Origin of the sequence: Flavobacterium sp. CLA17 (genome assembly GCF_013112255.2) — a bacterium.
Classification (GTDB): domain Bacteria; phylum Bacteroidota; class Bacteroidia; order Flavobacteriales; family Flavobacteriaceae; genus Flavobacterium; species Flavobacterium circumlabens.
Genome location: NZ_CP068294.1, coordinates 651776 through 666820 on the forward strand (window position 1 = coordinate 651776; position 15045 = coordinate 666820).

Genomic DNA, 15045 nt, shown 5'->3' on the forward strand with positions numbered 1-15045 from the left:
CTCTTCATTATTTTTTAGCGGTTACAGCAGGTGTAGGCGTACTACATGAAACAACCTGTTTTTTTATAATTGCTTTTTTACTCGGTGCTATTTTCAAACTTTTTCTTCCGGTGTGGGATTGTTTGTCGGAAACAGAAACATCGTTAACTTTCAGTTGTGCCTGGAAGTCAAAGTGCGAAGCATTTCCACAGTTCGATAAATCATAATCCTCAAAACCATCAGAAGCCAGTTCGGTATATTTGGTGTTTGAAGCTACAGCAACCGGGAAACGATTGTTGTACCCATACAAAGCCGAAGAATAACGTTTTAAGGCATCTTTGTTTTCTACTTCCTGTCCGGCAGGGCTGTACTGTGTTACTTCCGATGCAAAAGTCCATCGGTCATAATTGGCAGCTGTTTTCCCCCAGGTATTTTTAGTTGTATCAAATACATAGAACGGGAAGAAATCATTAAAGAATCCAGTTTTACGTGGAGTCGGATCGATGGTATAATTTCTACCGGTTAGGTACGCATACGATTTATTGGCTCTCCAGTTTCCTAAGATATTGTACAGGTACGGGTTGAATGATCTTTTTAAGATATCATCATCCTCAGCCGTATTGTTTTCTTTCTCGTATTCAAAGGTCAGTTCACCATTAGTGGCAAAAGTCATTTTTGGTAAATCACACTCACACTGCGAAGGCCATTTGTCATTGTATTGTACCGCAGAAGCATTGACGATTCTGTTAACGGCCGTAGTAGACATATAAGGATTTTCCCCGATGTTTCCTTTTACTTTTACGATGGTATTATTCGCATCATAATCGTATAACGGATTCGTCATAGAAGTCACACTTGCCATAGAAGCCATTTGCATGTTTCTGTATCCGGAACGGATTACTTTCATTTTGGCCGTATTAATTACTTCCGGTTTGATCAGCAATCCTTTATCATCAATCAGTTTAAAGTTACTGTCGGTTACATGAACCGCCCAGGCTTTCATCAGCGTTTTCGTCTTTTTGTCAGGGGCTAAACCGGTTAACCATAATTCGTCACCATCGATCAGATAATCAGATTCGAGATGTGTTCCGTTCAATTGGTATTTACCGCCTGTTGCCGTGATATCCCATTCCAAACCAATATTTTTAGAGGCCTGACTCATTCCGGCATACGCCCAGTAAGCAGGAAAATTCAAACTGAAGTATTTATCATTGTATTCATTGACTGTTTCAGTCAGTAACAAATCTCCGGTTTCTGCATCCCACGCAAGGTTCTTTGTTGATACTTTTGAACCAAGGTCATAGGCTATTTTTTCTGAAAGAAGTGCCGTCGTATGGATTACCTTAGTAGTCACAGCAGTTCTTATTAAACTTTCGTGTCTCGAATAACTCGGTAACGGAACCGGTACAATAATTAAAACTAAAAACAATGGAAGACCTGCTGTGTTAAAATGTATACCCGCAGTTTCGGTAACCGATTTGCTTTCTCTGAAATCGTTAATTACGTCATAATCAACTCCTACTAATTTATCACTTATGACTCCTTTTGAATCAATAGTCTGAACGGTATTGTCCAGTTTGCCCAGACTGTTGCGGCGTGTTTTGCTGGTCGGCAGGGTCTTGTATTTGTAATCTACGCCCGAGATAAAATCAGTCTGACCTTCTGCATATACACGTTGGTTTTTCATTTTACCATCCATATCATTGGTGTGAACAGCAAATCCCTGAGATAAGGTAATGTGATCTTTCACACTCAGGTTAAGAATGCTCGCCAGGGCTGATGATTTATCATAATTGGACGACAGGGTCGTGCGATCTGTGATGGTCGGATAATCTTTAGACGTATAAAATTCTGTTACCACAGATCCTGTAGCGTGTTTTTTTACGATGCTTGTAATCTCTTTAGACGCATTTTCTTTATCTCTTGGCAGATTGGTCACCGTTACTCTGCTGTATGTTATTTTAGGAGAAGGGAAAAAAGATTCACCGAAAGGTTCTTCTACATAATTGCTGCTGTCAGGCCCCAGTAATAATTCTCTTTTGCTTTCGTCATAAAATGGTTTTACAAATGGGTTTTCTTTACAACCTAACGGTTCGTAAGTAGCCACCCCTGAAGATTTTCCGTTTTCAGTATCGTAAGAATAGATCTGACCATACGATTGCTGGTAAATCTCTTTGTCTTTGTTGTTGGTCATAACATTCCACTGGTCATTAATCCTGATGTCATGTACCCTGCTGCCGCCGCCAATTTTTCTGGATTCCGGCTGAAATAAACGGATCCATGATTTATCGGTTACAAATTTTGATGCAATTCCATTTTGTTCCAATTTTGCATTTGGACTTTTAAAAATATCAAGAAGGGTTGGTATGAAGCCGATAAGTTCCATTACGATACTTTTCAGGTCGGTGGTATCTTCTTCATTATTCATACTGTATACCAATCGGTTTAGGTGCTGTCTTCCAAAATTCCATCCCGCTTTCGTAATCGGATTTACTGGGGATTTTGAATTAAAACCATCTCCTTTTCCAACATAATCAACAGGAATGGCTACATATTGTTTTCCGTTTGCTTCCAGAAAAGCATAATCGGTTTCGGCTGATTTTTTCGAAATATTGACATATCCGGTTACATAATCGTATTTATCCGTTCCGTCAATTCCAGGTAGTGGATTCGGATTGGCCATGTTTAATAAGAACCTGAAGTAAAGCGGATTGGATGCCTCTCCGACATTTCGGATATATTTATCGTAAAATATCTTGGGAATTTTCGGGTCATTAATAGATAAATTGTCATCTATTTTATGATCTAATTCTACATAAATACATTCGCCAAGATTTCTCTTTTCAATAGTATTAGAAATGTTTGACGGAGTAAGTCCTGTTTTAGGGCCGCTTCCTACGACTTTAAACATTTGCATTACGTCTTTGTTTTGTACCGAACTGTAATCATCTGACTCGTATTTTAATTCCATTTCACCACCGGATGGCAGGTGAATAGACTTTAAAAGCCATGCTGCGGCATATTCGTCTGCAGTCGCTCTGTTACTTTGATCCACAAATGGATATTCTGCATTAGACAGATTAGATGTTGTGTCAGGACCCAGTTTGTCTTTTGGAAGTTTGTAATTTCCCCATACGTCATACGCCTTCATGTCGTAACGTGGGTTAAACCCATAGGTAAAAACATAGGGTGTAAATTTACCCATATTAGAGTTTTTATAGGTAAAGTAAACTTTGCTCAGGGTTAGTTTTCCTTCTTTGTTGATACTGTTGTCAATACCCTGGCACAAACTGTAGTTGTATTCGAAATTAGCTTCTTTTATTGGAGTGGCTTTGTCACCATCGGCTAAATATTCCGGTTTGGAGTACAATGAGATTTTATCTAATTTATACATTTTAGCTTTATCGCTCAGGCCGCCATTTTCATCCTCAACACCATAGCCGTCATTTCTCACAGAAAGGTGAAAAATAGCAACGTGCGTTTTGGTTACAATTTTTTTAATGTAAATAAGTTCTTTTTCCCCATATTGATAATTTCCTTTATTGTCCTTTCTGCTGGAACGTAAGCCTTCATCGTAATTGGCTTGATTTTTCAGGAATGGGATTCTCCATTTGTATAAATTGTCTCTGTCAGGAGTTTTGTTTTCATACTCGAATTTGGTGTAGTTTCCTAAATCGTCATCTGTCGGACCGTCATTTTTTAAATCCTGATAGTCCGGTGACAATACCGAAGTTAATAAGTAGGAGTGCGCATATGCCGGAGTAGTTACTCTGTTGAAGTACTGATCTCCGTCTTTTTTGTTCTTGGCAGAATTATCAACCCCAGGATTGTATTCTACCAGGTTGGTATCAAATTTAACTTTTTCGTTAGGGTTACTTGTGTTACTAACATCAAATGTTACTTCTCTTTTAATTACGTTATAAGCCGCTTTACCATAAATGTAACGTTCACCGCCTTCTTTGGTAATTCTTACCTCGGCAGTATGATGATCTCTGGCATATTCGCTAGCCTGATTTTTTGAGCCGAATCTTTTGGCTTCCAATTTGGTTAATTTTTGTATCGACTGATTTCTGGACAAACGGGAAGATTCTCTTTTCAGAATTCCTGTATTTGCAATGTCCCCGCTGTTTTTAGAGTAGTTTACATTTGTACGTCTTGAAAATTTACCACCACTTAATCCTAATTTTATAGCATCGTAGCCTCCCATTTGGGTGCTGAATAAATCTAACTCTTTGTCTACGTGAGCACCACCAATATTTTTGAAAAATACTTTTTCGTAATCAGGTCTGTTTCCGTCTTTTTTCTCTTTAAATCGGTTCAAAGCTGGATTTAATGTTTTCCATACTGCCGAGCTGCTATTTCCTCTTGTAGCTGTAGCATCAAAACCCCAGTGAAAACCTCCACCTGCACCGAACTCCAAACCAAGGGTTCCTCCGGCACTGTCATCATTGGTTTCATTATCATATACATAGCCTACCTGTGATTTATAAGGGCGGTACATTCCCGATATACCTTGTCCCTGAATATTGTATATGTCATAGGTATTATTGGTGATCGGTAATGAAGTTGTGTTTTTATTAAAAGTCCGGTCTTTTTCTCTGTTAAAATCTAGAATGTCCGAAGTAGCGGCATTGTAGGTGTTTTCGTAACCGTACGCTTTTTCCGTTTTATATTTTTCGGAATTTTTGATTCCCTGACTGGTTCTGTATCCTGTAAATTTCATTCCAGGCTCAACACCCCAGATTTCTCCTTCTAAATTTAAATTGAACATGAAATTAGTCGAAACCATACCCACTCTTTTTGTTGGAGTGTAAGAGGCATCGATAAAAGAGATAGAACCTCCAAGTCCAAATGATGGAGTATCTGCTCCTGCTTTTGCATCAGTTGTTTCGGTTGCAGCAGCTGCAGCAGACAGGTCTTGCTTCTTTTCCTGTTTATGTGCTCTGGAAGCTGACAACGTCATACCTTCAACTCCTTTTCTGCTATTGTAAGTAACACCGAGACTTCCGGTTAAAACGTTGTCTTGTGTTTTACTGTTTTTGTTTTTATTATCAAGTGTAATGCTCGGAGATACAGAAACGCCTTCAGAAGCAGAAGATTGTAAATCCATTCCGACTCTTAAGTTATCGGCAATCTGAACACTCATACCACCACTTGCGGTAGCTCCGAATCCGTCATAATTATTATATTTAATCGCCATTCCAACACTTGCCTTAGCTTCACTTACACCAAAGGCAGCAAAAAATATATTATAGTTGGAACCTACGGTTACATTGGGCTTCATACTGTTTTCATAGGTCATTTCATCCCCGTTAAAATCATCCGGAAGACCACGCAGCTGTCTTGAAATCTGTCCAACATTAAGGTCCCAGCCTAAACCTACCCACGAAGCTTCCTGGTCCATACCAACACCTGAATTATAGGCTAAGTTGATCGGATATCCGCCAACATCCATAATAGGAATGTTGTAATTGAAGTCTCCACTGGAGAGATCAACCATATCGGAAGTTCCGATAGGAGTAAACGCCTCAAATTCCGGTTGTGAAGGACCTCCGGTCAATGCATAAATCTGCATTGGTTGAATTGTTTCCAAAAGAATCATCATCGCTAAGTAGATAGCAAGAGTTTTTTTAAACTTATTAATTTTTGGCTGAATCATAAGGCTATTTGAGTATAGGTGTCTTTAAATTGAAATTTTAATGTTCCTTTTCTAAAAAGATAATCTTCGTAGATGAGCTGTATTTTTTCGTTTGGATCTATCCCGGAAAAAAACAGTAAAACTTTTTGATAAGGCGCTATTTTGTAATTGCGTTCGTAGGTAACTCCCGAACAGGCAATGGTGTCTTTTTTTGAAGTAACGACGTAAAAATCCTTGTTAAGTCCGAAAGACATATATTTTACGGCATCGGTGTAGTTTATGCCTGTAAATTCTTTTTCAAGTAAATCTTTCTCTTCGTCCTGCTGAAAGGTGAATTCTATAATACGCTCTCTTTTGTTTGCTTCATACAGCGAGTCAACCGAAATAAGATTCTCAGTTCCTAAATCTTTTAAGATATAATATTGAATAGGCACTTCGGTTGCAATAAAACCAATGTCATCGACCTTTTGCGTGTAGGCACGAGATTTCCATCCTATTTTTTCTAAGTTAAAATAGCGGTCACGGATTTCTGAATTTCTCGTATCTTCCTTAGTCTCTTTTTTACAGGAAATACATAAAAAAACGAAAAGGATACAAAACAACTTATTTAAGTCCTTCATATCTTTTGTTTATGTAAGTAAGTAATTCCTTTGTTACCGTCAGTTTTTCGTCGGCATATAAAACATTCGTTTTATTTTCGGAACCTAAGATTAATTGGTAATTGTTCTCTTTGCAGAAATCTTCTGTGTAACTGTGTATTCTCGACCAGATTTTGGCAGATTCATTCGAAGCAAAGATTTGGTTGAATTGTTGAAGTTCTTCTTTTCCTTTAACAAACTGATTCATTAAAGTCTCTTTTTCCGATGCAGAAATGGATGGTGATTGTATTTTGGAGTATAAATTATCAAGAGCCGTTTTTCGGGTTATAAATTCCTTCTCTCCAACACGTTTTAATTCAGTAGTCATTACAAAGCCATCAAACAACTCGCTGTTGTTGACATAAACAATTTTTGTTTTAGAAATAAATGAACTAATTATAATATAAAATATTAGTGAGAAAATTAGTAAATAATTGAAAATGAGCAACAAACGGCTTTTATTTTTTATCACGGAAAGACTTGTTAATTTTTTCGTAAAAATATAATTTTATTTTTCTTATCAAAGAAAATTCCCATTTTATTTTTGTTAAATCGTGAAATATTTGAACTTTCTTGTGAGATTTATTGTGTTTAATTCAATAAATTAATAAAAAATGGCATTATATTGTAACGTTTTACTTACATGGTTTTTTGTAACACAATAATTATGAATGTGTTGCGTTGTAAGTGGCTCATGCAATAAATATTTCGGTTTGACGTTGACTGAAAATTGAAAGGCAAATGACAACCTGATCCGGATAATTCTAAAATGGAAAGGGTACAAAATAAAATATGTTTTAAGTCCGTTTTATTTTGTCTGATCTGAAGTTTAAATTGAAATAGTCTCGTAACGCTCTTAACCTATATACCTTTTATAAGGAAACAGGATTGTGAAAAGACGATGTACTATCTTTTTAGGACATAATTCATAGTTTACCATTTAGATAAATAAAAAAAGCCGTAATCCTGAGATTACGGCTTTAGTACGTGTTTTATGTTTGAATGTTGTATGCTTTAATTTCAGTGTACTAATTCAGAAATATTTAAAAATGATACTAAAATTCAGAAAACAAATACTTATTACTTTTTGAAGACGAATGGATTGTTTCCATTTACTTCTGTTATATTTTAGATTAATTGACAATGCTGTAATTTATACTGCAATAATTAATTACTACAGGAGCTAAACTTTAAGTGCCTAAACAGGATTGTATGGATTTAAACGACAATATGCTGTTATGGGCCTTAAATTTTTTGCAAAAGTACGAAGAGATGTTTTAATAAATTGTCAATTACAGGTTAAATTTATAAGTTATAATGTAAATTTTTATCTAAAAACAATATTCAAATTACGTAATAGTAACTTTGTGAAGAAAAATCTCAATAATTTATTAATAGAAAATTCACAATTCTTTTGGATGTTTTAAAATGGGAATAATAATGAATTTTTCAAAACCAGGATCACTTCTGATTTTAGAATCACAGACTTAACCTTTTGATAATATGCCCGGACAAATAAAACTTTACTTTTAATGAAAACACTATAGTTATGGAAATCAACTGGACAATACTAGGAATTGTGGTTGCGGTTTTAATTGTTTTAATCGTATTCGTGATTAGAAAGAATCAAAAGGAGAAAAAGAAATTGACGGAATTTTTAAACAATGATTTTAAGAAAGCAGAAGAAGACGAACCGGATTTTGATAGCACGGCAAATGAACGCTAGCTGCTCCTAAAGGAAGAAAAAAGAAACCCTTGTAAAATTAGTTCTTACAAGGGTTTAAATGATGTGGAGAATACCGGATTCGAACCGGTCACCTCTTGCCTGCCAGGCAATTATAATTAATTTTCATTCTTTTGCAATTAGCCTTAATCATTGGAATTTAGAAAAATTCTAAAAGAATCATTAATATTCAATTTCATTGTATTTCATTTAGTAAATGAATTTGTTGCAGTATTGTTTCAGTTGATTTATTCTTCAGTGCATTAATATGTAAGCCTGTAATTGTTGCAATAAATGTAAATCCTTATTAAAATTGTTTTTAGAAATTACTGTTGTTTTCAATAAAGGACCAATAATTATATTTTTAACTCCAAAAGTCCTTTTCTCAACTGTTTGTTAAAGATTTTATTTGAAATTAGATTCATAATTTCAATATTAGAATTTAATCCTTTTTTAATTGAATTTTGATAATCGACCAAGGTTCTTTCATCCGATTGTGACTTTGGATGTATAAGATCATTTCGGAGATCTTTAAAATTGTTAAAATTTGACCAATCGGCAGAGTTTGACAAGTCAATTGGTACAGAGAATTTTTTAATAATAAATTTTATTTTTGCATCTACTGCATTGAACTTAATCTTTTCTTCAATTTTTGCTTTAGGGACCGAAATTTCTAAAACTTTATCATTCAAATAAGCAATTTCAATTCTGTCTAAGGTATCTCCTTTTTTAATAGTATCTCCAATAAAATTAACAAATGCTTCTAAAGCTGATGCAGCACAAAATATAGAAGCCCGATAAAACATTTTTGCTTCCCGTTCTTCTAATTTATTTTGTTTTTCAAGTGCTAGAGTATAAAAAGTATATGAATCTTGGATATAGTCTTCGAACATTTCCTAAATTTTTGATAATGACTTTTGTGCGTTATATGTAGCTTTCTTTGCTTCATATGATTGAATAGCTGCATTAGCTAAATTTTTTGTAATCTTTTTCTCGGTAGCTTTTTCAACAAGAACTTGAAAGACTTCAAGCATTCTACCGAGTTCGCTTTCTCCAGTCCTAGCGCCCAAACCTCTGTATGTGTCAGGATCTATACCTTTTAGTCTGGCTTCAGATAAAGCTTTTGCATTAAGAGGATCCTCATTTGCACCTAAAGAATCCGTAATTCCAAATAAAATATTTTGAAAAACTTTATTGGGTGAATAATATCCAGCAGCATAACTCCAACTTGCAACTACAGTTAAAGAAAGTGCCTTACTTGCAAATTGTCCAGCAGTGTCTGTTTTTCGATTCATTACTTTTGCCCTTTGTGTACTATGTAATAGAGCAAATCTTTTTCCTGCTTCAATAAAATTTTTATCTTTCCAGTTTAATGATTTTCTTGTAGTTTGATAATCTTCGTCTAGCCCCCCTGTTTTACACACTACTGGAAAATGAAAAGTTTCTTGTGAATTTTTCTTGCCTTTCCAATAGTTGACAACAAGGGTTCTTGCTATTCTTACAGTAGGAATTGCAGAGTCTTTTTTATCTGAAAAATCTTCATTTTTCTTCAGCAATCCAACTTCTTGACAAAAATCTCTTAACTCGTTTCCTAGCAACTGTTCCTTCATTCTATCAAGTAAATCACTTGAAACTGCAATAGATGTGTTGTTAATTGTTGCTATTTCAACTTTTTGTTCTTTACTTAACCCAAAATAAACACGAAAACCATGGTATATTTCTGGTTGAAAGTCAACTGCCGTATCTATTGCTTTTATGCGATGTTGTCCTCCATATATTTTTAAAGGCATTGAAGGATTGTAGGAAGTATCATATTCAACAACAATATCCTCAAAAGTTCTTCCTTCTTTTGAATCTTCAACCATCGTAGTATAAGCACTTTCATTTTCAGTTACATTTCTATTTAACTTATATAATTCATCTTCTTCTGCATCATCGATTGAAGCTTCAAAGTCTGCTTTTTTATGAATATCAATTGCTTTTAGATGACAAGGAACATAAAAAGATTGACTTTTTTCATCAAAAAGCAGAAGGACTTTTTCGTTTTTGATAATTTCTAATGGAGAAAATTTGGCTAGAAAATCATTAACAGAAGCTGAAATCTTTTCAGATGGATTATTAGTACTAGATGTATTTATAAATTTTGTCATATGATTAGGGTAATATTCAAAAAGTTAAAAGTACACAAATATCTTTATTAGTAAGTGAAAATGATAAACTTTCAATTATTTACCTGTAAGCATTTTAAGCTTCTAGAAATAAAAAAACCTTATTATAATTAATAAGGTTTTTTAAGTTATTAGCTTTTATTGAGCAATTTAACTACTTCTTTATCTTTAAATATATCTTCAAATAATTTTGTCATGGCTTTTGGCATATAAGTTTTATACGAGCCTGGACCAAATGCTACATTTCCTCCTAGTTTTTCTTTGCCATCAATTGATTTATATTTTAGCAGAGTACCATCTTTATCATAAATATATAAGTTTATCTTATAGTATAAAAATTGAATCATGTAACCATCAGTGTTTAATTGGTCAAACACAATAAAAATCTTTTTATCTCCTGGTAAGTTTAATAATTGTGATTTAACTGCTTTTTCGTCTTCCTCCCATTTTGTTGAAAGGCCATTTACTTTGATATCATATCTGTTTAATGAATTCACTATGTTGTTAGTTAAGTCTAGCATTAAACTGTTTTTGCTTTCTGTACCTATTGGGTAGGCTATTCCAACATTACTTCTCATATATCCCACAAAATCTGGTTTTCTTGAGCCATCTATAACAGCTTCTCTATGATCTAAAAGAGCTAAGTCTAAATTTTTTGTTTTAATATCAAATAGATCTAATTTGAGGTCATTGTATTTTACTTTCCTTCCTACGGCACAACTTGTTAGTAAGATACAGCTAAATAAAACTAGTACAGTTTTTATTGTTTTTTTCATCGTTTTTAATTTGTATAAATTGGTTTGTTACTTTGATTTAAATATGTTAAAGCATAATATTCTTTGAATTGACTTAAAAATATTTACAGTACCAGGAGGCAAAGGGATAATTAAGTCGATGATCAAAAGATAAATTTTGTTAATGAGTGGGGATTATATTAGAACCAGAACCTAAAAAATACTAATTCATTAGGTTTATTCCTGTTCCAACCTTTTGAATGACCATATGCAAAAGCAGGCTTGCCGCTAATAAAGGTAATTTCAATTTCGGAATTTGTACCTCTTACCAATGGTGGTACAAAGGTTTTAACCTCATTACCATTTTTATCTGTGCTTTTTGAAATCTCTAATTTATATATGAAAACAGTTTCTTTGTTAGGAAGAGCTATTTCAAGACTGCCATCTGGAATGAGGGTAACAGAATCAATAAATGCATTTTCAGTTGTTTGACTCCAAGTATTATTTTGAATATCAATTAAAACTTCTGTTTTTGAGACATCATATTTTTGGCAATATACTGTGGCACTTAATAAAATCATTAAAAGTGTAGATTTATATTTCATTCTAAAATTGTTTAAGTTAAGTCACAAATATACATAGTATCATATTTGATAACAATAAATTTACCAAATATCACAACTTTTGATTTCATAATAATCAAAGGTTGAATAAAAAGGATTTTCAAATAGCATTAGGTAATAGAATAAGACAGTTGAGAGAAGATCGAAATATTTCTCAGACTGAATTAGGAAACTTGTGTAATATTGAGAGGACTAATATGAACAGAATTGAAGCAGGAAATACAAATCCTTCAAGCTACTTACTCTATGTGATTTCTCAAAAACTAGAGGTAAAAGCATCAGAGTTACTGAACTTTAATTTAACTTCAGAACAATAAAAAGCTATTAATATTAATCTTTACTTTATTTACATTTAAGGATTTAATAAATAGTCCAAGTGTTTAAATACTTACACATATTCAAAATTTCTAAAATATAAGAAATTAGAAAATTTTAAAGAAGACCTTCTTGTGTAAAGCTAAAAAAGTTTGTTTTACTAATTACAACGTGATCCAGTAAAGTAATTTCTAGTAAATCGCAAGAGTCCTTTAGCCTCCTGGTAATTTTTCTATCTGCCTCACTTGGGTTAAGATTCCCACTAGGATGATTATGCACCAAAATTATTCCTGATGCATTACATTTTAGAGCAATACCTAAAACAATTCTTACGTCAACCACTGTTCCTGAACTTCCTCCTTTTGAGAGATTATATATACCTAACACACAGTTTACTCTATTAAGTAAAATAACTTTACATTCTTCTTGAAATTCTATAGTATTTATATTCCATTGAGATAAAATAAATTCAAAGGTTTGCTTACAGTTAGTTAGGATGATTTTTTCTGTTTGATTAGTTGAATAACTAACATTTATTTCTGCGACTTCCATAAAATGAGTTTGTGAAAAAAGAAAATCTGCTCTATTTTGAAAATCAATTCAATGTAAAGCAGATTAATTCTAAAATTGTTAAGCATGTTCTAATTCAAGTTTTCCGTTTTTTGAAAATACATCTTGATTAGGTTTGAAATTGTCATGAAAGGGTTCTTGTGCTCTTTTTACCTCCAGTTCTTCTTGTGCATATACATATCTATGATACATCATGATGACTTCTCCTGATTCTTTGTTTATGTATTCATAAGGATCACATTGTTCTTTTATGATTTGTCCCGGCATTTGAGTTCCAATAAGAGCTTTGCAAGTAACTTCATCAAAGGTTGCAGGAATAAATGCTTTTTTTGCTGTGGCATAGAAATTACCGGTTACTTTACTTTGAATCATTTCAATTCCACCTTGAGCTTCTAGAACAAAAAATACTTTCCCTTCTTCTGTTTGTCTTTCTTTAAAATTAATAATTGTTACCATTTTTTGAGTTTTTGAATTGAGTTTTGCTAATAAAACTTTTTTAAGATGCCTGAAAATTTCAACTATCACCTTGAATTTTGGGCAAACTTTCTAAATTCATTTTAGCACAATGATTATCATTGCTCCAAATGAGTGGGGGTTTTTAGGGTAGTTTGTTTTTGTGAAGTATTTTTGAATTAACCAATTCCAGAATATGAATTAAATAGAATGAGTTAAACAAACAATTGTAGCAATAGAGATGATAAGCTTTTTGTGAAAATTATTGATTTCAAAATGTTATACAATTTCTAACTAAAATATTTAGTAATTTTTGATTTGAAAGTTAACTTGGTAAAATTTCAGAGAGATATTTATTCTTGGTGCAAATAAAATGGCTTTGTAAATTATTGGGCGGGGCTGTTTCTTAAATAAGTGAGGGTCGGGACATTGTATAGGGTGATTTGAGCTCTTGAATTTTTTATAAAAAAAAATTATATCTTGCTTTTACTATGAGAGAAACTTTAAATGAATATTTGGCAATAGAGGATTTTGGAAATAAAACTCCTAAGGATATAAATTTAATACTAGGAACAATATTTGAATTCTCGAGAGAATTAAATTGTATTGGTAGTTTAGAAAGAGGCATAGAAATATCATCACGTATTGATTTACAGGGCTTTAGTGATGATTATGAAATGACATTCTTTTATAACCTCTCAAATGCATGGTCATATAAAAAAATTATGAATCAAGTGTTGAATCCTTCAAATACTTTGGAATTTGAGAATCCAGAATTAACACAAGAAATTTTAAATTGCCGAAAAGCACTTTTACTTTCGGAAAACTCTAGTGATTTAAAAAGAAAGTGTGAAATACTTACGAATTTAGGAAATGACCTAAGTCATTTAGGCAGGTATTCTGAAGCAATAGAACTGTGGAATAAAGCTCTGCATTTAGATGCGAATTTCTCGATGGCTATAGGTAATCTTGGCTTTGGACTTTTTCACTATGCTCAGATTTTGCATGATGATGGACATAAGGCTTATTTTTTAAAAGAATCGTATTTAAAATTGGAAAAAGCTATCCTATGTGATGATGTATATCCCGAAGCAAAAGCTTCATTCAAAAATATTGTTTCAGTCATTAAAGAAAAAGTAAATATTGATTTCCTAAATACATCAAATAATTTTAAAAATTATTCTTTGGGTAATACAGATGAAGAAATAAAATACAGAAAATGGTGTATTGAAAATTCTTTATTCATTAATCCTCTAAATGACATTTACAAAGAATCTATTGTTGCACAAGATATTCTATGTCTCCCCACAATTATGGTAAAAAAGGAGGATAATAATATCTATAATTATCATTCATTCTACAATCAAATGAAACAAGAGTTTTGTTCTGCAAGATACCTGTTTTACGAATCCATTACGGATAAAAATTTGCATTACTCAGATAATGGAAACGTTATTATAGATACTCTTGATTATGCAGCTTATTCATTCAATATTGAGAAAACAAAAATAGCGTTTAAATTATTCTATTCTATTTTAGACAAAATTGCATATTTGATTAATTCCTATTTCAAATTGCAGCTCAAACCTTATGATATCTCATTCAAAAAGATATGGTTGGATAAAAATAAATTAAATCCCATAATTGAAGGTACTCAAAATTGGGGATTTAGAGGCTTATATTGGCTGTCAAAAGATTTTTCAGAAAAAGAATCTTTATAATTTATTAGAGCCTGAGGCAAAGGAATTATCCACAATAAGAAACTTTATCGAACATAAATCATTCAAATTAATTGAATTTGGAACATCTGGAATTTCAGAAGACGGTTTTACTTATAACATACAAAGGAGTGTGTTTGTAAATAAAACTTTTAAACTAATGAAAACTATAAGGGCATCTATAATCTATACCTCTTTAATGATTAGTATGGAAGAAAATAAAAAAGCAAAACCAGAAAATATGAATACAATAAATTTAAATTCATTAGATGACAATTTTAAACATTAGTAGAAATTGTAGATTTTTACATGTTGATAATCCAAGAAGTTCAGAGTTGTATATTAATTTTTTAATGAAATATTAGAGCTATCTATAAATACATCTAATCATTAATAAGAGAGTTCTTTAGATTAAAATAAAGTCAAAAAACTGATTTATATTAACATAAGTTGAGTGAGATTGTTTGGTTTGTTTTTTTATTCTAC

General features: G+C 32.6%; 13 protein-coding genes. 4 read left to right on the forward strand and 9 right to left on the reverse strand.

Translation table 11 applies throughout. From position 1 onward, the window contains the following. Nucleotides 1-7: 7 nt before the first annotated feature. From HAV12_RS02695 to HAV12_RS02705, 3 genes are read right to left on the reverse strand one after another with little or no spacing between them, the layout of a single operon-like run. Complete coding sequence (locus tag HAV12_RS02695) at nt 8-5638, reverse strand: hypothetical protein (RefSeq protein ID WP_171568354.1); 5631 nt, start codon at nt 5636-5638, stop codon at nt 8-10. After that, nucleotides 5635-6237 (reverse strand): hypothetical protein, encoded by a 603-nt coding sequence (locus tag HAV12_RS02700; RefSeq protein WP_171568355.1) that lies wholly within the window; start codon nt 6235-6237, stop codon nt 5635-5637. Before HAV12_RS02700 ends, HAV12_RS02695 begins: the two co-directional genes overlap by 4 nt. After that, entirely contained in the window at nt 6221-6583 is a 363-nt protein-coding gene (locus HAV12_RS02705; RefSeq protein WP_240345226.1) for an OmpH family outer membrane protein, read from the reverse strand. Before HAV12_RS02705 ends, HAV12_RS02700 begins: the two co-directional genes overlap by 17 nt. Nucleotides 6584-7804: 1221 nt before the next feature. Here HAV12_RS02705 and HAV12_RS02710 point away from each other — a divergent pair. Next, nucleotides 7805-7981 carry a hypothetical protein gene (locus HAV12_RS02710; RefSeq protein WP_171568357.1) on the forward strand — a complete coding sequence of 59 codons (177 nt, stop codon included), beginning with the start codon at nt 7805-7807 and terminating at the stop codon, nt 7979-7981. A 353-nt stretch (nt 7982-8334) separates the two neighbouring features. Here the strand turns inward: HAV12_RS02710 and HAV12_RS02715 are convergent, their stop codons facing one another. The 4 genes from HAV12_RS02715 to HAV12_RS02730 form a co-directional block, all read right to left on the reverse strand. Continuing rightward, complete coding sequence (locus HAV12_RS02715; RefSeq protein WP_171568358.1) at nt 8335-8871, reverse strand: hypothetical protein; 537 nt, start codon at nt 8869-8871, stop codon at nt 8335-8337. Between the two features lie 3 nt (nt 8872-8874). Further along, nucleotides 8875-10128 carry a hypothetical protein gene (locus HAV12_RS02720; protein ID WP_171568359.1) on the reverse strand — a complete coding sequence of 418 codons (1254 nt, stop codon included), beginning with the start codon at nt 10126-10128 and terminating at the stop codon, nt 8875-8877. A gap of 149 nt (nt 10129-10277) precedes the next feature. Beyond that, entirely contained in the window at nt 10278-10922 is a 645-nt protein-coding gene (locus tag HAV12_RS02725) for a hypothetical protein (RefSeq protein WP_171568360.1), read from the reverse strand. 158 nt (nt 10923-11080) lie between these two features. Then, entirely contained in the window at nt 11081-11485 is a 405-nt protein-coding gene (locus HAV12_RS02730) for a hypothetical protein (protein ID WP_171568361.1), read from the reverse strand. 149 nt (nt 11486-11634) lie between these two features. On the opposite strand from HAV12_RS02730, the gene HAV12_RS02735 reads away from it, so the two are divergent. Continuing rightward, nucleotides 11635-11820 (forward strand): helix-turn-helix domain-containing protein, encoded by a 186-nt coding sequence (locus HAV12_RS02735; protein ID WP_240345282.1) that lies wholly within the window; start codon nt 11635-11637, stop codon nt 11818-11820. A 115-nt stretch (nt 11821-11935) separates the two neighbouring features. Here the strand turns inward: HAV12_RS02735 and HAV12_RS02740 are convergent, their stop codons facing one another. Beyond that, nucleotides 11936-12370, reverse strand: a complete 435-nt coding sequence (locus HAV12_RS02740; RefSeq protein WP_171568363.1) for a RadC family protein — start codon at nt 12368-12370, stop codon at nt 11936-11938. 78 nt (nt 12371-12448) lie between these two features. After that, nucleotides 12449-12844, reverse strand: a complete 396-nt coding sequence (locus HAV12_RS02745) for a hypothetical protein (RefSeq protein WP_171571621.1) — start codon at nt 12842-12844, stop codon at nt 12449-12451. Between the two features lie 488 nt (nt 12845-13332). Between HAV12_RS02745 and HAV12_RS02750 the strand changes: the two genes are divergently transcribed. Both HAV12_RS02750 and HAV12_RS23030 read left to right on the forward strand, forming a co-directional pair. Beyond that, a complete protein-coding gene (locus HAV12_RS02750; RefSeq protein WP_171568364.1) occupies nt 13333-14562 on the forward strand; it encodes an LA2681 family HEPN domain-containing protein in 1230 nt (409 codons plus the stop codon). Then, nucleotides 14486-14848, forward strand: a complete 363-nt coding sequence (locus HAV12_RS23030) for an LA2681 family HEPN domain-containing protein (RefSeq protein ID WP_171568365.1) — start codon at nt 14486-14488, stop codon at nt 14846-14848. Before HAV12_RS02750 ends, HAV12_RS23030 begins: the two co-directional genes overlap by 77 nt. Nucleotides 14849-15045: the final 197 nt, after the last annotated feature.